This is a genomic window from Allokutzneria sp. A3M-2-11 16, from assembly GCF_024213555.1.
In the GTDB taxonomy this organism is placed as follows: Bacteria; Actinomycetota; Actinomycetes; order Mycobacteriales; family Pseudonocardiaceae; genus Allokutzneria.
The window spans coordinates 518,877-537,514 of sequence record NZ_JANAVO010000003.1 but is presented as its reverse complement, the minus strand read 5'-3'; the positions used below and the strand labels follow the sequence as shown (position 1 = coordinate 537,514).

Here is an 18,638-nt window from a genome sequence, read left to right as displayed (position 1 = left end):
CGAGCGTGGTCGGAGCACCGCGCGGAACACAGAATTTATCGACGCCCTTTATGGCCGCAATATCCTTGCCATATCAAGAAAAGGCTGGATCGGCCGGGATGCGCGTGGTAGGGACTTTGCGGTGACGAAGGAGTCGGCATGAACGGCGCCCGGCCGATCGGGGTGGTCGGCGCGGGCACGATGGGCGCGGGGATCGCGCAGTGCCTGGCCGAGGCGGGCCGCGAGGTGATCGTGGTCGACCCGGTGCCCGGGGCGCTCACGCGCGGGATCGACCGGCTGCGCGAGGGACTGCGGCTGGCCAAGCAGCTGCGCAGGCTGCCGTCGGCGCCGCCGCCGGACGCGCTGGCCCTGGTGCGCTGGACGACGGAGATCACCGACCTGACCGCGGCCTGCTTCGTGATCGAGTGCGCCCCTGAACGGTTGGCGCTCAAGGACAAGATCTTCGCCGAGCTGGACGCGGTGTGCCGCCCGGACGCGGTGCTCGCCTCGTGCACGTCGACTGTGCCGGTGGAGCGGTTGGCCGCGAACACGCGCAGGCCGGACCGGGTGCTGGCGACCCACTTCATGAACCCGGCGCCGCTCAGGCGCCCGGTTGAAGTGGTCCGGGGGGCGCTGACCAGCGACAACACCGTGGACCGGACGCTGGCGCTGCTGGCCGACCTCGGCAAACAGGGCCTCGTGGTGCGCGAGTTCGTCTCCACCCGCGTTGTGCTGCTCGCGGTGAACGAGGCCGCGCACGTCGTCCAGGCGCAGACCGCCGATCCGTCCACAGTGGACAAGATCTTCCAGGACTGCCTCGGGCACGCGATGGGACCGCTGGCCACGGCGGACCTGATCGGCCTCGACACGGTGCTGGACTCACTGGTGGTGCTCCAGGAGTACACCAACGACCCGCGCTTCGCGCCGAGCAGGCTGTTGGCCGACCTGGTGTGCGCGGGGCACCTGGGGCGCAAGACGGGCCGCGGGTTCCACTCCTACCCGACGCGGTGACCGCAGCGACCGCGGCCACGGCGGTGTAGCTGATCAGCCGCCCGGCGGTGCCCCAGTCGTCGATCACGCCGCGTCTGTTTCGGCTTCGGCTTCCGCGCGTGCTTCGCGGGCCCGCGGGCCTGCTCCGGTCATGGCGGTTCGGCGGAGACAGCTGAACACGCCGCCTGCGCACCTGACCGGGCGGTTTGCCGGTCGCGCTTGCCAGTGGCGCAAACGGCCGCCGAGCCGCAGTGGCGGAGCGGTGAGCGGCATCCCCGGATTTGGCCCGGCCGAAGTGGCTCAGCCGTGCCAGCGGCAGAGCGCGGCACCGCCGAACAGCGACGCCAGGATGATCGCGGCGACGGCGGGGCCCGCGAGCATGGAGACCGCGCCGAAGGTGATCAGCGGCACCATGGTGAACACCGCCTGCCGCATCGCGGGTGACCAGCGGCGGGTGCGGCGGACCAGCGGGGCGAGGAAGCAGGCATTGCGCTTGCGGACGGCGGGCCGCCGCACCGGGATCGCGCTCACCGGGCGCGGACCTCGACCCGCCGGGCCGAGGTGGACGCGGCGGCGGCGCGGGGCGAGCACGGCCGGACTGGGCCGCGACGGCTGCTGTGACACCCGCTCCACGCTCATCTGGCTCCCGTCCCACGCGCTCGGCGACAGGCCAATTCTGTCGAGTGGATCTTGCGCGCGTGGCAAACAGCCGGTACGGCGCGACGAGCTGTCGGTGCCGAGCGGCCAACGGCGGGTGGGGGTCACCCGGACAGCCCAATCCGGGTTTTACCTAGTCAAGTTCGGTTTCAGGCGCTCCCCAGAAGCGCGCGGCTCGACCAGCTTTCCAGCGAGCACTGCAAGAGCACGGTGTCCAGCACGCGGCCGTGCTTGCGCCCCACCCGCGCCAGGCGGCCCGTCTCGACGAAGCCGCACCGGCGGTGCAGCCGCAGCGAGGCGGGGTCACCGGTGTCCACCACGACGGCGAGCACCTCGCTGATCCCGGTCCGCGCGCAGTCGTCGAGCAGCCGCGTGAGCAGCGCGGTCCCCACACCGCGACCCGCGGCCTCCGGGGCGAGGTAGATCGACTCCTCCGCGGTGGCGCGATAGGCGGGCCGGTCGCGCCAGGGCTTGGCGAGCGCGTAGCCGACGACCCGGCCGTCGTCCTCGGCCACCAGGAACGGCAGCCCGGTCGCGGCGATCTTCCAGTAGGCGCTCCGCCAGTCGGCCAGGCTCGGCGGCCGCTCGTCGAAGGTGGCCACACCGCCGGTGACGTGGTGCCCGTAGATCTGCCCGACCGCCCCGAGATCACCCGGCCACGCCTGACGAATCTCCACGACCCCTCCGTTTCGCTATAGGAGAACTGCATCTACTATAGCGCACATGCTGGACCTGGGAGTTCTCGGCGAACGCGTGCAGGAGCTGCGCGCGGAACGCGGCCTGACGCTGCAGGAGCTGGCCGACCGCAGCTCGGTGAGCGTGAGCATGCTGTCCTCGGTGGAGCGCGCGGCGAAGGCGCCGACCGTCACGGTGCTCTCCCGCATCGCCGACGGCCTCGGCGTCCCGCTGGCCAAGCTCGTCACCGAACCCGCGCAGGACCGCGTGATCGTCCGGCGCGCGGCCGACCAGGACGTCTCCGACCACCCCGGCGGTTGGCGGCGCACCATCCTGTCGCCCGTGGTGCCCGGGGTGAACGTCGAACTCCTGCGCACCGAGCTGCCCCCGGGCTGCGACGCGGGTGACTTCCCCGCCTACGCGTCCGGTTCGCACGAGTACGTGGTCGTGCAGGAAGGCACCCTCGTGCTCACCGTGGACGAACAGCGGCTGACGTTGACCGCGGGCGACTCGGCGTACTTCGCGGCGGACGTCGTGCACGGCTTCGCCAACCCCGGACCGGAGCCGTGCTCCTACTACATCACCGCGCTGATCATGCGCCCCCGCGGCGGCGGTCCCACTCGGCCATGATCTGGAAGATCGTCACGGAGTCCACCACGGGCCACGCCGGGTCGAGCTCGCGGTAGAGCGCGTGCATCGTGATCACGATCCGCTCCGGGTTCTCCCACCCGGCGTAGGGGCCTGTCGAAGCCCAGCCCCGCCTCCTCGACGCTCTCGCCCCGCGCGTGCGCCGCCTGGGCGTGTTCGAAGGCGTGCGAGAGGTAGCCGCGCATCGCCAGGATGCCGTCCTGCCCGGTGATCGGGCCGTGGCCGGGCACCACCACCGCCGGGTCCATCGCGATCATGCGGTCGCAGGCGGCGATCCAGGTGCGGGACGGCCCGGCCCACATGATCGGCGTGGACTCGACGAACAACAGGTCCCCGGCGAAGAGGACTCCGGCGTCGGGCACGTGCACGACCGTGTCGGCCTCGGTGTGGGCGGGCCCGAGGTCGTGCAGGTGCACCGCCCGCCCGCCGACGTCGAGGGTGTGACTGCCGTCGAAGAGCGCGTTCGGCTCGCGCAGCGTGATCTCGTCGAACGCGAACGGCCCGAACGCCTTCTGCATGTAGGGCGTGAGCACGGGCCCGAGATCGGCTTGGAGGATCGCGGCCATGTAGTGCGGCGGGGCTTCGTGCATCCCGGGCACGGTCTCCCGGGCCGCGTGGATGCGCACGTCGGCACCCAGCAGCTCGTTGCCGAAGCAGTGGTCACCGTTGGCGTGGGTGTTGACGGCGTCGGTGATCGGGCGCCCGTCGAGCACCTTGTCCGCGGACGCGAGCAGCTCCCGGGTCAGCCGGAGATCGTAGAGCGTGTCGACGAGCAGCGCTTGTCCTTGTCCGCCAACGACTCCGGCGTTGCTCCACCCCCAGCCGCGCCCGGGTCCGACCCACGCCCACACGTCCTCGGCGATCCGCCGCACGTCCGTCACCCGGCCGAACCTAGTCGATCTCCCGGTAGGCGGTGGTCCAGAAGTCCTTGATCAGGCGGGGCGTGTCCTGGCTGTCCTGCGCGACCTGGGTGAGCAGGATGCCGGTGAGCTGCCGCTCCGGGTCGGCCTGCGTCGAGGTGCCGAGGCCGCCGTCCCAGCCGAACTGGCCGATCGAGGCGTGGCCGCGGCGCACGGTGCGCACACCCATGCCGAGGCCGAAGCCGCCGTGGTCGCTGAAGACGTTGCCGTCCATCTGCTCGGCGGTGAGGTGGTTACCGGTCATCAGCTCGACCCCGGCGCGCGACAGGACGCGCTCGCCGTTGTGCGTGCCCTTGTTGAGCAGCATCCGGTAGAACGCCAGGTAGTCGTCGGCGGTGGAGACGAGGCCGTCCCCGCCCACCTCGAACGGCGGCGGGCTGCTGTACTTGCCGCCCTTCGCCTCGTCCCACACGACCAGCCCGCCGGTCTCCGGGTCATGTGCGTAGCTCGTCGGCAGGCGGTGGATCTTGTCCTCCGGCACGAAGAATCCGGTGTCGCACATGCCGAGCGGCTCCAGCAACCGCTCGCGCAGGTACTCGCCGAAGGACTTGCCGGAGGCGCGTGCGATCAGCACGCCGAGGACGTCGGAACCGGTGTTGTAGAGCCACTTCTCCCCCGGCTGACGCATCAGCGGCAGGGTGCCGAGCCTGCGCATCCACTCGTCCGGCTGCATGGCGCTCGGCGTGGTGCCGTCGCTGCCGATGCCCAGTTCCGTCATGGCGGCCTGGATCGGGTGACTGCCGTGCGGGGCCAACACGGCACCGAATCCCCAGGTGAAGGTCAGCAGGTCCCACACGGTGATCGGCCGGTGCGCGGGCACGGTGTCGTCCAGGTCGGCGCTGATGCTGGTCAGCACGCGGCGGTTGGCCAGCTCCGGCAGCAACTCGTCGACCGGGTCGTGCAGCCGCAGCCTGCACTCCTCGACCAGGGCCATCACCGCGGCGGCCGTGACCAGCTTGGTGGCCGAGGCCATCCGGAACATCGTGTCCCGGCGCATCGGTTCGGTGCTGTTCACGTGCAGCGTCCCGGCCACTTCGACCCGGGTCTCCCCCGCGTGGTCGACCAGCGCGACGATCCCGGGGAAGGCCCCCGACTCGACGTTCTTGGCGAGCAGTTCACGCATCTCGTTCTCCCTTGCGAACACTGTTCCCTTGTTGCGAACACTGTACGCAGACGGTCTCGGCGTACGCAAGAGGCGCACACCGTGCGCTACGCTCGGTGGATGGCGGACGAACCGAAGATCGCGTCGGCGTGGACCCGCCCCCGGCGGCAGCGGGAGACCCTGAGCCGGGAGCAGATCGTGGCCGAGGCGGTGAAGCTGCTGGACGCCGAGGGCGTCGAGGCGCTCAGCATGCGCACGCTCGGCACGCGCATGGGCACCGCGGCCACCTCGCTGTACCGGCACGTGACCAACCGCGACGAGCTGATCGAGTTCGTGGTGGACGAGGTCTACGGCGAGATCGAGGTACCCGACGGCTCCGAGGGCTGGCGCGCGTCCGTCACCGCGTGCGCGGGCAGCGTGCGCGCGATGATCCTGCGGCACCCGTGGATCGCGTCACTGCTCGGCCAGGTCGGCCTGTCCTACTTGGGCCCCAACGTGATGCGGCTCAACGACCGCATGCTCGCCCTGTTCGAGGGCGCGGGCGAGTTCGGTCCCGTCGAGGCCGACAAGGCGATCAGCGCCGTGATGGCCTTCGTGATCGGCATGGGCGTCAGCGAGGCCGCGTGGCTGACCTCCTTGGCGCGCAGCGGCCAGGACGAGCGGGAGTGGGTCGCCGAACTGGCCCCCGCCGCGGTGAAGGCCGCCGAGCCCTACCCGCACCTGCGCGCGCACGTCGCCGCCGGTCGCGTAGACGACATGCGCCAGACCCGCGACGAGCATTTCACCTACGGCCTCAACGCCATCCTCGACGGCCTCCAACCCCGCCGCCCCTCCTAACCCCCAAGCCCCACAAGCCCGCCCGCACTCCGCCTACCAAGTAAACTCCGCCCATGCACTCCACCCGCCCGCACACCCCATCCCCCGCGCGCGCCGCCTAAAAATCCCGTTTCGTACTCATAACGGGAAAAAGAGCGCTCCAAAAACCCGTTTTGAGTACGAAACGGGATTTTGGGCTGCCCAGCTGATGTTTCGGGGGAGAGCACGGGCGGTGGTGTCACGAACGTTGGGGAGCGCTTCGGGACACGGCTTGGTCCGCGACAGGGCGCTCGCTCGCGTAAACTACGTGCATGCGCCACATCGCCCGTACCCGCTGAACCTCCGCGATGTGAACCGCAAATTCCCGTTTCGTACTCATAGCGGGGTAAAGAGCGCTCTCAATGGCCGTTATGAGTACGAAACGGGGTTCTCCGGCTACGTGGAGGCGGTCATGTCGTGGCGATGGGGACGACCACGGTGCCGGTGGCGCGGGTGACCACCAAGGGCGGGTCGAGGACGTCGGCGGAGGACGGGCCGCGGTCGGGGGCTGCGCGACACACCACGCGGGCCTCGAAAGCCACTGTGCGCGAACGGTTTCCGATGCGGGTGAGCGTCGCGGCCACCTCGACCACGTCACCGGCGCGGACGGGCGCGAGGAACTCGACGTTGGCGTAACCGGCGAACAGGCCCTCGTCGCCATCGGTCTGGATGCACAGCTCGGTCGCCACATCGCCGAACAGCCCGAGGCTGTACGCACCGTCCACCAGGTTCCCGCCGTAGTGCGCGTGCGCGTACGGCACGTACCGGCGGTGCGTCACGGTGAAGCCTTCGACGAGCGACATCAAGCCACCTTTTCCTTGTGGGACATAGCGTGTACGAGGAAGCTCGCGACCTCGCCGGGGGTGGTGCCACGCCCGAAGACGCGGTCCACGCCGAGCTCGCCCGCCTGCAACGGGTCGAAGCGCGGGCCGCCCGCGACGAGCAGCGGGCGTCGTTCGCCCATCGCCTCGCGGAACGCGGCGGCCATCTCCTTGGTGTTCAACAGGTGTGCGTCGCGCTGCGTCACGACCTGGGACACGAGCACCGCGTCGGCCTTCTCGGAACGGGCGCGCTTCACCAGGTCCGGCACGGCGACCTGGGCGCCGAGGTTCACCACGCGCAGCTCGCGGTAGTACTCAAGGCCCTTCTGCCCGGCGAAGCCCTTGATGTTGAGGATCGCGTCGATGCCCACGGTGTGCGCGTCGGTGCCGATGCACGCGCCGACCACGACCATCTTGCGCCGCAACGACTTCTTCACCGAAGTGTTGATCTCGGTCGGGCTGAGCAGCGGGTACTCGCGCTCGACGACCTTGACCTCGTCGAGGTCGATCAGGTGCTTCACCGAACCGTAGACGACCACGAAGGTGAAGTCCGGGCCGATGGCGTGCGAGTGCACCACCATCGCGGGTTCGATGCCCATCTTCGCGGCGAGCTGCGCGGCGGCGCCCTCCGCCTTGGGGCCGTGCGGCACCGGCACGGTCAGCGACATCTGCACCATGCCGTCGCCGGTGGTGTCGCCGTAGGGACGGACGTAACGAGAAGTCACTTGGTGGCTCCCGTCTCCAGCATCTCGATGGCGGGGTTGTAGTACTCCTCCGCCTTGACCACAACGCCGTCCGCGCCCTTGCCGCCCTCCGGCGGGCGCTTCATCAAGCCGAACGTGCCCTCGGCGATCGCCTTCAGCAGGCCGTCGCGGCCGATGCGCTCCAGCAGCCCGACGGCCTCGTCCAGCACCAGGTGCGCGCGCTTGACGATGAAGCCGTCCGGCGCGGGGCGGAAGTCCTCGGCGAGGTTGCCCGCGGCGTTGAGCACGTAGCGCACGTTGGCCACGGCGAGGTCGCGGTCGGACAGGAACGGCGTCACCACGGCCTCGGTCATCATGCCGACGAGCAGGATGCTCTGTCCTGTCAGGACACCGGCGAGGTTGAAGAAGCCGTCCAGCAGGTGACCGCGGAACACGTCGCCGGTCATGTGCTTGGTCGGCGGCATCCACTTCAGCGGCGCGTCCGGGAAGACCTCGCGGGCCAGCAGCGCGTGCGCCAGCTCCATCCGGAACGAGTCCGGCAGGTCGGGGTTGATCTCGAACGCGTGCCCGAGCCCGAGCAGTTCGTCCGGCAGCCCGGCCTCGTGCGCGAACCGCTCGTTGAGCAGCTGCGAGACCGTCACCGTGTGCGCGGCGTCCACGGCGTCGTCGGTGGTGAGGTAGTTGTCCTCGCCGGTGTTGATGATGATGCCAGCGCGCGCGTGCACCTGGCGCGAGAACCGTTGGTCCACAAAGGTTCTGATCGGGTTGATATCGCGGAACAGGATGCCGTACATGCAGTCGTTGAGCATCATGTCCAGCCGTTCGAGGCCGCCGAGCACGGCGATCTCCGGCATGCACAGCCCGGACGCGTAGTTGGTCAGCCGGATGTAGCGGCCGACCTCCTTGCTCACCTCGTCCAGCGCCGCCCGCATGATCCGGAAGTTCTCCTGGGTGGCGTAGGTGCCCGCGAACCCGCGGTGCGTCGCGCCTTCCGGGACGTAGTCCAAAAGGGACTGTCCAGTCGAGCGGATCACCGCGATGATGTCGGCCCCGGCGCGCGCCGCGTTGCACGCCTGCACGACGTCCTCGTCGATGTCGCCGGTCGCGACGATCAGGTAGATCCACGGCCGCTGCTGCGGGTCGCCGATCTTCTCGACCAGTTTCGCCCGCTGCGCCCTGCTGCGGTCGACCTGCCGCATTCCCTTGCCCACGGCCGATCGCGCGGCCTTCGCGGCCCGATCGCGGTCCTTGCCCTCCGGCAGCGCGAACCGGACCTGCCCGGCGGCAGTCGCCTCGGCCAGTTCGGTCAGCGTGCCGAGGTCGTGCTCGCGCAACGCGTGGAACACCGGCAGCAGGGAGCCCTGTTCCAGTCCACAGTGGTCACGAACGGTGTCGACGACCCGGTTCACCCACGGCACGTCGCCCGCCCGGTGCGTGCTGTCCGCTCCGGTGATCCCGGCCAGTCGCAGCGTCGCGCGCTCGACGGCGACGGTGGTGTGCGCCTTGGCGAGCTCGATCACCGGGGCGGCCGCGGCCGCCGCCAGTTCCCTCGCCCTCGCGACAGTCCCCTGGTCCAGTCCCAACAACGCCCTTGTCATTGGCTTGAGCCTCCGTCATAGATCGTCCGTCCACTTCGGACAGTACGGGTACAGCGCGGCAACGGTGCGTCCACGTCCAGCCGCGGCAGCCCGGGAACACCGGAGCGCGGGTCGGTGGACCACCGCTGCACGCGGTTGTCCGGCGCGGCGACGACGAGTTCACCGGCTTCCCACACCGCATAGGTGGCCGGAGCACCCGGCTTGATCGTCCCGGTGACGCCGTCGTTGACACCGCACGCTCGCCACCCACCGCGGGTGTGCGCGGTGAACGCCGCACGCGGTGACACGCCGAGCCCGGAAGTGCGGTGGTGCACAGCGGCGCGCACGGTGGCCCACGGCGCGACCGGCGTCACCGGCACGTCGGAGCCGAACGCGAGCACGATCCCGGCGGCGGCGAGCTGGGAGAACGGGTTGAGCTGAGCACCACGCGGCAGCCCGAGCCGCTGCGCGTACATGCCCTCGGCGCCGCCCCACTCCGCGTCGAACAGCGGCTGCATCGACGCCGTGACACCCCACGCCGCGAGCCGCTCGGCCTGCTCCGAGGTCACCATCTCCAGGTGCTCCAAACGGTGCCGTCCGGCCGAAAGCGCATGCGCCCCAACGACTTTCTCCGCGAGCGCGAAGCCTTCGACGACCTCGGCGACCGCCGCGTCACCGATCACGTGGAACCCGCCCTGCAACCCGGCGCGCGTGCACCCGACCAGATGCTCGGCGATGTCGTCGGCACGGAGGTACAGCGCGCCCGAGGTGTCGGAGCGGTCGGTGTACGGCGCGCACAACGCGGCGGTGCGCGAACCGATCGCCCCGTCCACGAACAGGTCACCGGCGAGTCCGCGGACTCCGAGTTCCTTGGCCGTCTCGAAGGCGTTCAGCTCGCCCCAATATCCGATGACCTCGGGAACATCCTCCACAGTGGACAGTTCGATCAACTCGGAGAGGTCCTCGGCGCTGGAGATGTCCGGCCCCGCGCACTCGTGCACCGAAGCGATGCCGTTCGCCGCCGCGCGCCGCAGGAACGCCGTCTGCGCGGAGCGTCGCTGGCTCGCGGTCAACGAACGCTGTGCGGCTCGGCGGACGTGGTGATGCGCTTCCTGGGTCAGCGGCCCGTCCGCGGACCACCCGACCGCATCGCGCGTCGAGTGCACGCGGTCGATCAACGCCGAACTCGCGAGCGCGGAGTGCACGTCGATCCGCGAGAGGTAGACCGCCTCTCCCCCGGCCGCGACGTCCAGCTCCGCGCGGGTCGGCGGGCGCCCCTCGGGCCACTTCGTCTCGTCCCAGCCCTGGCCCCACGCCAAGGCGCCGGGGTTGGCCGTGGTGAACCGGCGCACCGCGTCCAGGCACTCCGTGAGCGAGCCGCATCCCGCCAGGTCCAGGCCCTCGATCTGGAGCCCGGCCGAGGTCGCGTGCACGTGCGCGTCGACGAACGCCGGGGTGACGAACGCGCCCGCGAGGTCGACCTGCTCGGCGTCGCGGTAGAGCGCCTTACCGACCGCGTCCTGGCCGACCCACACGATGGTGTCGCCTTCGACGGCCATCGCGGTCGCGTCCGAACTGGCCTGGCTGTGGATGCGGCCACCGTGCAGCAGGGTCGGGAGCTTCATGCGCGTCATGATCGGGAAGTCTGCCGTTCGCGCGCCTCGAACACCGTGCGCACCCCGGGTTCCGCGCGCCACAGCTCCAGGGCGAACGCCGCGTGGCCGGGGACGTAGCCGTTGCCGACCAGCATCTCGACGTCGGCGGCCAACCCTTCGGCGCCGAGCGCGGCCGCGGAGAACGAGGTCGCCATGGAGAAGAAGATGACGGTGCCGCCGTCCTTGGTGGCCAGCACCGCGCCGTGCTCGCAGCCGGGCACGTCCACGCACACCACGGTCACGTCGACCGTCTCGCCGACTGCGTTGAGCACCGCGATCGGGTCTCGCGCGTCGGCGACCACGACCTCGTCGGCCAGGCCGGACGCGCGCACGACCTCCGCCTCGGACTCGAACGGCACGAGCGCGACCAGCCGCTTCGCCCCGGCCCGCCGCGCGGCGGCCAGCGACAGCGACCCGGACTTGCCGCCCCCGCCCAAGATCAAAACTGACACGTCCCCGTGACCATGGGGCGAGCCTGCAAGCAGCTCTGCCCGACGACCGACGACGCGCGAGGTCAGCGCGGGCGCGCCGCACACGTCGAAGACGGACAGCGCGAGCAGGTCGGGCACGTCGTCGGGCAGGACGGCGGCGATCGAGCGGCCGAAGAGCACGGCGGTGCCCTTGCACGGGACCTGCTCCCCCTGACCGTCCCAGTCCGAAAGTTGGTCGTCGATGCGCAGCGGGGTGAGCGTCAGCGACACCAGCGTGGCCACCCGGTCGCCCGGTTTGAGGCCGAGCGGGGACTCCGGCCCGACCTCGCGCACGGTGCCCAGCAGCATGCCGCCGGAGCCGGTCACCGGGTTCTGCATCTTGCCGCGCTCGGCGACGATGTCGAGCACCGCTTTGCGCAGCTCAGGACCGGTTCCGTGGGTCTCGCGGAGCTGGCGGTAGGAGGCCGCGTCCAGGTTCAGCCGCTCGACGTCGATCACGACCTCGTCCCGGCCCGGCACGGGGTCGGCGTCCAGGCGCCACGCCTGCTGCGGGAGCACCCCCGCCGGTTCGACCACCCGGTGCAGTCCGAACGGCGAGGTCTGGCCCGGCGTTTGACTCGGGGAACCGGCCTCGGTCACGCTAACCTCCGTAAGATTTACGCCATCGCTGCGTTCTGGCAGCATATCTTTACGTCGTCTTGAGGGCGAGGAGTAGTTATGACTGCGGTCCACGACGGTGTCTCTGCCAGCACGACGGTCTCGGAGGCCATCGAGCACAGCGCGCGCCAGCCGTACGAGTACGTCCGGCAGGAGCTGCGAGAGCCCGACTGGCGCCGGTTCCCCGGCTGGAAGCACATCACCGAGGCACAGTGGCGGGACGCGCAGTGGCAGCGGGTGTCGTGCGTGAAGAACGTGCGCCAGCTGCGCGCCCTCATGGGCGACCTGCTGACCGAGCGGTTCTACGACGACCTCGCCGCCGACCAGGCGCAGCTGGCGACCATGTCCATGCTGGTGCCGCCGCAGATGATCAACACGATGGTGCCCGACGGCGCCGCGTCACCGGAGGAGTTCACCGAGGCGTTCTACGCCGACCCGATCCGCCGGTACATGATCCCGGTGGCCTCCGACCGCGAGCAGGAGTGGCCGTCCCACCCGCACTCCTCCCGCGACTCGCTGCACGAGGCGGAGATGTGGGTGGTCGAGGGGCTGACTCACCGCTACCCGACCAAGGTGCTCGCGGAGCTGCTCTCGACGTGCCCGCAGTACTGCGGGCACTGCACCCGGATGGACCTGGTCGGCAACTCCACTCCGCAGGTGGACAAGCACAAGCTTTCGCTGAAGCCGGTGGACCGCCAGGACCAGATGATCGACTACCTCAAGCGCACCCCGGGCGTGCGGGACGTGGTGGTCTCCGGCGGCGACGTGGCGAACGTGCCGTGGCGGCAGCTGGAGTCCTTCCTGATGCGGCTGCTGGACATCGAGACCGTGCGCGACATCCGCCTGGCCACCAAGGCGCTCGCCGGGCTGCCGCAGCACTGGATCCAGCCGACCGTGGTCGAGGGCATGGAGCGCGTCGGGCGCACCGCCCGGCGGCGTGGCGTGAACCTGGCGATCCACACCCACGTCAACCACGTCCAGTCCGTCACGCCCCTGGTCGCCGAAGCCGCGCGGGCGATGCTGGAGGTCGGCGTCCGCGACGTCCGCAACCAGGGCGTGCTGATGCGCGGCGTCAACGCGGATCCGAAGGCGCTGCTCGACCTTTGCTTTGCGCTGCAAGGGGAAGCGAGCATCCTGCCGTACTACTTCTACATGTGCGACATGATCCCCAACGCCGAGCACTGGCGCGTCGCGGTGTGGGAGGCGCAGGAGCTCCAGCACGCGATCATGGGTTACCTGCCGGGATACGCCACGCCGCGCATCGTCTGCGACGTGCCCTACGTCGGGAAGCGCTGGGTGCACCAGCTCGCCGAGTACGACCGCGAGCTGGGCATCTCGTACTGGACCAAGAACTACCGCACCGGCATCGAGCTGTCCGACGGCGAGGCGCTGGACCGCCGCTACCCGTACTACGACCCGATCACCACTCTGCCCGACACGGGCCAGAAGTGGTGGGAGGACAACAAGGACGCGTGATCCACGGCGCAGGCCGGGCGGAACTCATCCGCCCGGCCTTCTCCTTGTCAGTCGTCGGTGGACGAGCCGAGGCGAGTCGGCGGTGCTCATCCCGACCTGGGTGAGCACATGCGTTGGTCGAGCAGTTCGGCGTGGGTCGGTCGACGATGCGCGAGGCGCTGGGCGCGCTCGTGCACCTGGGGCTGTTGGAAGCGCGGGTCGGCGACGGCACGTATGTGCGTTCCTCGAGCGAACTGAGCGCCGTGCTGCAACGACGCGCGGCCGCCGCGCGCAGGGAAGAAGTACTGGGACTGCGCGCGATCCTGGAGGAACACGCGTCTTCCCTTGCCGCCGCCCACCGTTCGGAAGCCGACCTGGCCTCGCTGGAAAGCCTGTTGGTCGAGCCCGTCCTCGCCGTCTCCGTGCTGGGCCTCGGCGGAGGTGTCTGCCTGGTCCTCGCCCTCGGTTTCCAGAGCCAGCGCGCCGCCGACCACGGCCAAGCGGCCGCACTCGCCGGTATGGCCCAGTCCATCGGCTACCTCGTCGCCGCGGCCGGTCCGCTCCTGCTCGGCGTCCTGCACGACGCCACCGGCGGATGGGTGCTCCCCCTCGCTCTGCTCGGCGCCATCAGCCTCGTCATGGCCGTCGTCGGTTACGGGGCCGGGCGCGAGCGGCACGTCGCCGCCGAGGACTTCCAGGCTCAGAGCTCGCGTTCGAGCACGGCCGCGACCTGCCGGTAGCGGCTGACCGGGACCAGGTGCACGCCGTCGAACGCGCCCGCTGTCGCGGATGGCCAGGATCTGTTCGCACGCCGCCTCGACACCGGCGTCGCGGTCGCGTTCGACGGCGGCGACCAGCTGCTCCGGGATGTCGATGTCGGGGATCTTGGCCGCGAGGTTGCGGGCCATGCCCGCGCTGGCCAGCACCATCACTCCGGCGTAGACCGGCACGTCCAGCGACACGCTCTCCCGCCAGCGCAACAGGTTCTCCACCGAGTAGCTGACCTGGACGAAGACGAAGTCGGCCGCGCTCTTCCACCCGGGGAGCGGACGCAGCCCAGAGGTCACCCCGGCCTGGAAGGGAGCGCAGTCGCCGAACGCCGGGTCCGCCGAGGCCGTCCGCGTTTGCTCGATCATCGTCCGGACGGTCAGCTCGCTGGTCCGGCCGCCCGCGGTGGGCTTGTCGCCGTAGACGAACAAGAACCGCTCCACCCCGTACGCGGCGGCCGTCAGCAGATCGCGCCGGAAGCCCAGCACGTTACGGTCCCGCGAATTCAGGCAGGCGATGGAACGCGCGCCCATGGCCTGCACCTCATGAGCGACCGCGACACTGGACACCGTCGCACGGCCGATGTGGTTGTCGGGGATCAGGAACGAGTCGGCGATCGGGCTCAACACGCCGATCTGGTGCCGCACCCTGGTCAGGTCGGGACGGGTGGGCGGCTCGACCTCACAGATCAGCTCGAAACGACGATCAGCCATGCCCGGACCTTATCGCTGCTTGGTGAGGCGGACGGTGCTGTCGTCCGGGGCATCGGCGAGGACGTACCCGGCGCGCGTGTAGAAGTCGATGTTGCGGGTGCTGCGGCGGCCGGTGAACAGGGCGTGGTGCGTGGCCTCCGCGGGAGCCTGCGCTTCGACGAAGGACAGCAGCCGCGAGCCGATGCCGTTGCCCGCCTGGTCCGGAGCCACCATCAGGCGACCGATCAGCCACTCCGATCCGTTGCGGCGAGCCCGGACCGCGGCGATGAGCCGTCCGTGCCTGCGCACGCACCACAGCCGCCAGCTCGAAGTCGAAGCGTGCAGCTCCTCCAGGGTTTCCCGAAGCGGAGCGAGGTCGAGAGTGTCGTTGGCGACGGCCTCCTGCACCCAGCAACACCGTTGCAGCACAAGCAGTTCAGGCAGGTCCTCCGGCTGAACCGCGACCGGCCCGGGGTCATCGGGGTCGTCGCTGAGGCGCAGTGGCCGCATCACCCGGGCAACCCGGCTCAGCTCGCGCAGCACGCCGCGGGCGGTCTCGTCCCGCTCCGCCGATTCGAGCACCCGCCCTTCGTGAGTGCTGTCGGCCAGGCGCAGGGCGACGGTCGCGCCGATGGGCATCATCTTCAAAGTGGTGACGACCTGCTTGGCCATCTGCACCGAGCGGGTGCCCGCCGAGGTGTTGCCGTAGCTGACGAAGCCCACCGGTTTCCACGCCCACTCGTGGTAGAGGAAGTCGAAGGCGTTCTTCAACGCCGCGGGCATGCCGTAGTTGTACTCGGGCGTGACCACGACGAACGCGTCGGCCGCGGCCACCCGGCGGCTCCATTCGCGGGTGTGCTCGTGGACGTAGACGCCGCTGGAGGGGTGCTCGGGCTCGTCGAACAACGGCAGCCCGATCTCGGCCAGGTCCGCGACGTCGACGGTGACCCCGGCTTCGGGCTGTGTGGCCCGGACGAACCAGTCGGCGATCGCGGGCCCGAGCCGCCCGGGGCGGGTGCTTGCGACGATGACGAGCACGGTCAGCGGTTTCATTGACATGTCATCGAAGCTACGCGGACTTTCGATGACATGTCAATGACTGTAGGCTGGCGCCATGGACACCGCGTGGCTGAGCGAGGACGAGGAACTGGCGTGGCGCGCGTTCCGGCGCCTGCTGACGGCGCTGCCCGCGCGGATCGGCCGGGACCTGGCCGGGGACTCGGGGTTGTCCCCGGCGGACTACGAGGTCCTGAGCACGTTGTCGGAGAAGCCGAATCGCCGGTGGGCGCTCAAGGACCTGGCCGCCAAGATGGAGTGGTCGCGCAGCCGGTTGTCCCACCACGCGACGCGCATGCAGGGCCGGGGGCTCATCGAGAAGGACCCCGATCCCGAGGACGCGCGGGGTTGCATCCTTTGCTTGACCGACGGCGGTTCCCTGGTGCTGGAGGAAGCTGCCCGGCACCACGTCGCTTCCGTGCGCGCTCGCTTCCTCGACCACCTCAGCCCGGACGAGCTCGCCATGCTGCGCGCGCTGTCGACCCGGATCGCCGACCTGCCCGGGTGAAACGCTCCTGCGACCTCAGCAGCGCAACGGACCGGCCACGACCTGGTCCACCCACGTCCGCACGCGCTGCTGGTATTGGGGCGCAAGGGGATGCAGGTTCACGTCGTGCCCGGCGCCCGGTTGCAGGTAAGCGCTGACGCACGGAGATCCCGCGTAGTACGGCCGTTCCGAGGCCAGAACGGTCTGCGCGCTCGTGCAGTTCGTCGCGGCCAGACCGCACAGCAGCGGGTCCGAGCCGCCAAGCACGAGAAGCACCGGAGCGGTGATCCGCGCGGAGTACGGCAAGACGACGGCAACGCCGACCGCATCCGCGGCCTCGGTCGCGGCGAAGACGTCCTTGGTCCGCTCGTCCACCGCCACGACGCCAGGATCGACCTGCCCCGGATCGTGGAACAGTTCCTTGCGCTTGCCGGGCTGCGTGGTCAAGTAGGTCGGATCGTGGTTGCGGCCGCGCAGCTGGGGGTCGAGCGCGGCCGGATACATCGAGGCGACCACTTTGACCGCGGTCACCAGGTTGAGGTGGTGGGTCAGCCCGGTCACCACCACGCCGTCGACGTCCCGGTACGTGGCCGACTCCAGGATGACGACGGTCGAGCCCAGTGAGTGCCCGGCGAGGATCACCCTGCCGAACGCCCTGCCCCCGATCCGGCCCGCCCGCAAGGACTGGATCACCTCGTGGACCGCGCCCGCCTGGACGAAGGTGGTCAGCTGCGCGCCCAGCGGCACCGAGCTGCCGCCGGTGCCCAGCCGGTCGACCACGACGGTGGCGTGACCGGCCGCGTTCATGGCTCTGCGGAAGTTGTACTTCTCCGGCTGGTACGGGAAATCCCAGTAGGTTCCGTTGTAGGTGGAACCGGCCACCATCACCACGACCGTCTTCGTCGACCCGGGCACGCACAGCGTCCCGCGCACCCGCGACTGGCCCAGCAACACCGGCACGGTCTGGTCGAACTCCTGGCACACCGGCTCGCCCCTCGCGGCGGCGGGGACCGGGCTGAGCAGGGAAGCCAGACATGCGGCCACGATCGACACGCGCCAGCGAAGACGCATCACCGCTCCTTGAGCAGTACGGGGAAGGCCGCGCCCGATTCTAGATAACGGGATTATCCGCGTGATCGGCTGAACGGGTGGGATCCCAGGGTTCCCAGGCGAGCGCGGTGCGCCAGTTCGTCCGCCCCGCGGCCCAGTCGCAGACCACCTCCACGACCTTGTCGAACCCGCGGTCGTAGACGCTGCCCCAGTCGGACGTGCGCGGCACCGTCGTCTGGAAGTGGTCGGACGGCCCGCCTTCGCGGTACTCGACCTGATAGCTCCCGTAGTTCGGTTCCGCCCGCAAAGCCACCTGGATGTAGTGGACGCGCTCCGGGTCCGGATCAGCCGAAAGCCGTTCCACGACAACGAAGTTGCACCGCAGGTTCATGTCCGCGAGCAGGTCGTGCAGTTGCTCCTCGGACGGGTCGTCCAGGGTCCTGCCGGCGTCAGTCGCTCGAATCCGGGGAGTCGCCACGAACAACGATCTTAGCGTGAGCCATGTTCACGGGACACGCGCTCGATCCATAGTGGACGGTTCAGCGCGTCGGGCTCGCCGAATTTGACAATCCGGCTCGCGCTCGCCACGTTGACCACCGTGAACGCGCCGTCGAACTGGCAGCAGCCCCCGCAGCAGTACCCCGGCTGGCCCCAGCAGCCACCGCCGCCCCCGCGGAAGAAGCGCACCGGCCTCGTCGTGGGCGTCATCGCCGGTGTGCTCGTCCTGGTCGTCGCGGGCGTCATCGGCGCGTTCTACCTCGACTACGCGGAGATGCCGGGCGGCGGGCCCGGTGGACAGCCGGTGGCGCAGTGCGACATCAGCGCCGAACTCAAGCAGCAGGCCAAGGTCAGCAGCTTCCGCCTGGCCGGGGAGCCACCGAGGGCGCGCGGCATGAAGCACAGCAACTGCTTCTGGGAACAGACCGCGGGCAAGGACGGCAAGGACACCCGCAAGCTCCAGATCCACGTCTACGACTTCCGCGGCTCCAACCGCCTGCCCGAACGCGACGTCGAGCAGGCCCGCAACGCCTACCGCAGCGCCGCCACGAGTCCACTCGGGATGGACCGGCAGCTGGCGGGCGCCGAGGAGGCCACGTTCGTGGACGCCACCTCGCTGCAGACGTCCATGACCGAGGCGAACCTGGTGGCGCGCAAGGGTGCCGTGTACTACCTGATCAAGTACTGGGGCCACGACAAGGGTTTCTTCCGCGACTCCCCCTTCCCCGAGGAGATCGCCAAGGACGTCGTCGCCAAGGTCGCCGAGGAACTGCTCGCCAAATAACACAGCGTGCGGCCCAGGCCACGTTCCACAAGCCGTCACCAACGACCGCACGCCCACCGCCCCCTCCCGCAAAACCTCAGCTGGGCAGCCCAAATCCCCGTTTCGTACTCTTGTCGGGATTTTGGAGCGCTCTTTTTCCCGTTATGAGTACGAAACGGGGTTCTCTAGACGGCGCCC

Annotated in this window: 19 protein-coding genes and 1 pseudogene; 7 read left to right on the top strand and 13 right to left on the bottom strand. The window is 70.0% G+C overall.

Annotation, left to right across the window (positions count from 1 at the left end; translation table 11 throughout):
• The first annotated feature begins 138 nt into the window (after positions 1 to 138).
• Positions 139 to 990, top strand: coding sequence for a 3-hydroxyacyl-CoA dehydrogenase family protein (locus NLX83_RS24295; RefSeq protein WP_254237430.1), 852 nt, complete (start codon positions 139 to 141; stop codon positions 988 to 990).
• Positions 991 to 1,269: 279 nt separating this feature from the next.
• Here the strand turns inward: NLX83_RS24295 and NLX83_RS24290 are convergent, their stop codons facing one another.
• On the bottom strand, positions 1,270 to 1,608 hold the full coding sequence (locus NLX83_RS24290) for a hypothetical protein (RefSeq protein WP_254237429.1): 339 nt from the start codon (positions 1,606 to 1,608) through the stop codon (positions 1,270 to 1,272).
• Positions 1,609 to 1,775: 167 nt separating this feature from the next.
• Positions 1,776 to 2,303 (bottom strand): GNAT family N-acetyltransferase, encoded by a 528-nt coding sequence (locus NLX83_RS24285; RefSeq protein ID WP_308209365.1) that lies wholly within the window; start codon positions 2,301 to 2,303, stop codon positions 1,776 to 1,778.
• Between the two features lie 46 nt (positions 2,304 to 2,349).
• Here NLX83_RS24285 and NLX83_RS24280 point away from each other — a divergent pair, with 46 nt between their 5' ends.
• A complete protein-coding gene (locus NLX83_RS24280) occupies positions 2,350 to 2,931 on the top strand; it encodes a helix-turn-helix domain-containing protein (RefSeq protein ID WP_254237428.1) in 582 nt (193 codons plus the stop codon).
• Here the strand turns inward: NLX83_RS24280 and NLX83_RS24275 are convergent.
• Positions 2,877 to 3,830, bottom strand: coding sequence for an MBL fold metallo-hydrolase (locus NLX83_RS24275; protein ID WP_254237427.1), 954 nt, complete (start codon positions 3,828 to 3,830; stop codon positions 2,877 to 2,879). The two genes, NLX83_RS24280 and NLX83_RS24275, sit on opposite strands and share 55 nt — an antisense overlap.
• 10 nt (positions 3,831 to 3,840) lie before the next feature.
• Entirely contained in the window at positions 3,841 to 4,992 is a 1,152-nt protein-coding gene (locus NLX83_RS24270) for a serine hydrolase domain-containing protein (protein WP_254237426.1), read from the bottom strand.
• Between the two features lie 99 nt (positions 4,993 to 5,091).
• On the opposite strand from NLX83_RS24270, the gene NLX83_RS24265 reads away from it, so the two are divergent.
• Positions 5,092 to 5,808, top strand: coding sequence for a TetR/AcrR family transcriptional regulator C-terminal domain-containing protein (locus NLX83_RS24265; protein WP_254237425.1), 717 nt, complete (start codon positions 5,092 to 5,094; stop codon positions 5,806 to 5,808).
• A gap of 428 nt (positions 5,809 to 6,236) precedes the next feature.
• On the opposite strand, the gene NLX83_RS24260 is transcribed toward NLX83_RS24265, so the two are convergent.
• Genes NLX83_RS24260 through NLX83_RS24240 form a run of 5 tightly spaced genes read right to left on the bottom strand, consistent with a single transcriptional unit; the run spans position 6,237 to position 11,653 of the window.
• Entirely contained in the window at positions 6,237 to 6,629 is a 393-nt protein-coding gene (locus NLX83_RS24260; protein WP_254237424.1) for a hotdog domain-containing protein, read from the bottom strand.
• Positions 6,629 to 7,372 carry an OAM dimerization domain-containing protein gene (locus NLX83_RS41950; protein ID WP_254237423.1) on the bottom strand — a complete coding sequence of 248 codons (744 nt, stop codon included), beginning with the start codon at positions 7,370 to 7,372 and terminating at the stop codon, positions 6,629 to 6,631. Before NLX83_RS41950 ends, NLX83_RS24260 begins: the two co-directional genes overlap by 1 nt.
• On the bottom strand, positions 7,369 to 8,949 hold the full coding sequence (locus tag NLX83_RS24250; RefSeq protein ID WP_254237422.1) for a lysine 5,6-aminomutase subunit alpha: 1,581 nt from the start codon (positions 8,947 to 8,949) through the stop codon (positions 7,369 to 7,371). The genes NLX83_RS41950 and NLX83_RS24250 overlap by 4 nt, the downstream gene beginning before the upstream one ends.
• Positions 8,946 to 10,553 (bottom strand): amidohydrolase, encoded by a 1,608-nt coding sequence (locus tag NLX83_RS24245; RefSeq protein WP_374118801.1) that lies wholly within the window; start codon positions 10,551 to 10,553, stop codon positions 8,946 to 8,948. Before NLX83_RS24245 ends, NLX83_RS24250 begins: the two co-directional genes overlap by 4 nt.
• A gap of 5 nt (positions 10,554 to 10,558) precedes the next feature.
• Positions 10,559 to 11,653 carry an L-erythro-3,5-diaminohexanoate dehydrogenase gene (locus NLX83_RS24240; protein ID WP_254237420.1) on the bottom strand — a complete coding sequence of 365 codons (1,095 nt, stop codon included), beginning with the start codon at positions 11,651 to 11,653 and terminating at the stop codon, positions 10,559 to 10,561.
• Positions 11,654 to 11,731: 78 nt separating this feature from the next.
• On the opposite strand from NLX83_RS24240, the gene NLX83_RS24235 reads away from it, so the two are divergent.
• The gene (locus tag NLX83_RS24235) at positions 11,732 to 13,147 is read left to right on the top strand and encodes a KamA family radical SAM protein (RefSeq protein WP_254237419.1); all 1,416 of its coding nucleotides are present in this window, start codon (positions 11,732 to 11,734) and stop codon (positions 13,145 to 13,147) included.
• A gap of 146 nt (positions 13,148 to 13,293) precedes the next feature.
• Positions 13,294 to 13,866 (top strand): hypothetical protein, encoded by a 573-nt coding sequence (locus tag NLX83_RS24230; RefSeq protein WP_254237475.1) that lies wholly within the window; start codon positions 13,294 to 13,296, stop codon positions 13,864 to 13,866.
• Positions 13,867 to 13,917: 51 nt separating this feature from the next.
• Here NLX83_RS24230 and NLX83_RS24225 read toward each other — a convergent pair.
• Positions 13,918 to 14,607: pseudogene (locus NLX83_RS24225) on the bottom strand (methylenetetrahydrofolate reductase); the annotation flags it as partial.
• 9 nt (positions 14,608 to 14,616) lie between these two features.
• Complete coding sequence (locus NLX83_RS24220) at positions 14,617 to 15,645, bottom strand: bifunctional NAD(P)H-dependent oxidoreductase/GNAT family N-acetyltransferase (RefSeq protein ID WP_254237418.1); 1,029 nt, start codon at positions 15,643 to 15,645, stop codon at positions 14,617 to 14,619.
• Between the two features lie 55 nt (positions 15,646 to 15,700).
• Here NLX83_RS24220 and NLX83_RS24215 point away from each other — a divergent pair, with 55 nt between their 5' ends.
• Positions 15,701 to 16,150: a MarR family winged helix-turn-helix transcriptional regulator gene (locus tag NLX83_RS24215; RefSeq protein ID WP_254237417.1), complete on the top strand. Its 450-nt coding sequence runs from the start codon at positions 15,701 to 15,703 to the stop codon at positions 16,148 to 16,150.
• Between the two features lie 15 nt (positions 16,151 to 16,165).
• On the opposite strand, the gene NLX83_RS24210 is transcribed toward NLX83_RS24215, so the two are convergent.
• The gene (locus NLX83_RS24210) at positions 16,166 to 17,200 is read right to left on the bottom strand and encodes an alpha/beta hydrolase (RefSeq protein ID WP_254237416.1); all 1,035 of its coding nucleotides are present in this window, start codon (positions 17,198 to 17,200) and stop codon (positions 16,166 to 16,168) included.
• A gap of 40 nt (positions 17,201 to 17,240) precedes the next feature.
• The gene (locus NLX83_RS24205) at positions 17,241 to 17,657 is read right to left on the bottom strand and encodes a hypothetical protein (protein ID WP_254237415.1); all 417 of its coding nucleotides are present in this window, start codon (positions 17,655 to 17,657) and stop codon (positions 17,241 to 17,243) included.
• A gap of 120 nt (positions 17,658 to 17,777) precedes the next feature.
• Between NLX83_RS24205 and NLX83_RS24200 the strand changes: the two genes are divergently transcribed.
• Complete coding sequence (locus NLX83_RS24200; protein WP_254237414.1) at positions 17,778 to 18,461, top strand: hypothetical protein; 684 nt, start codon at positions 17,778 to 17,780, stop codon at positions 18,459 to 18,461.
• Positions 18,462 to 18,638: the final 177 nt, after the last annotated feature.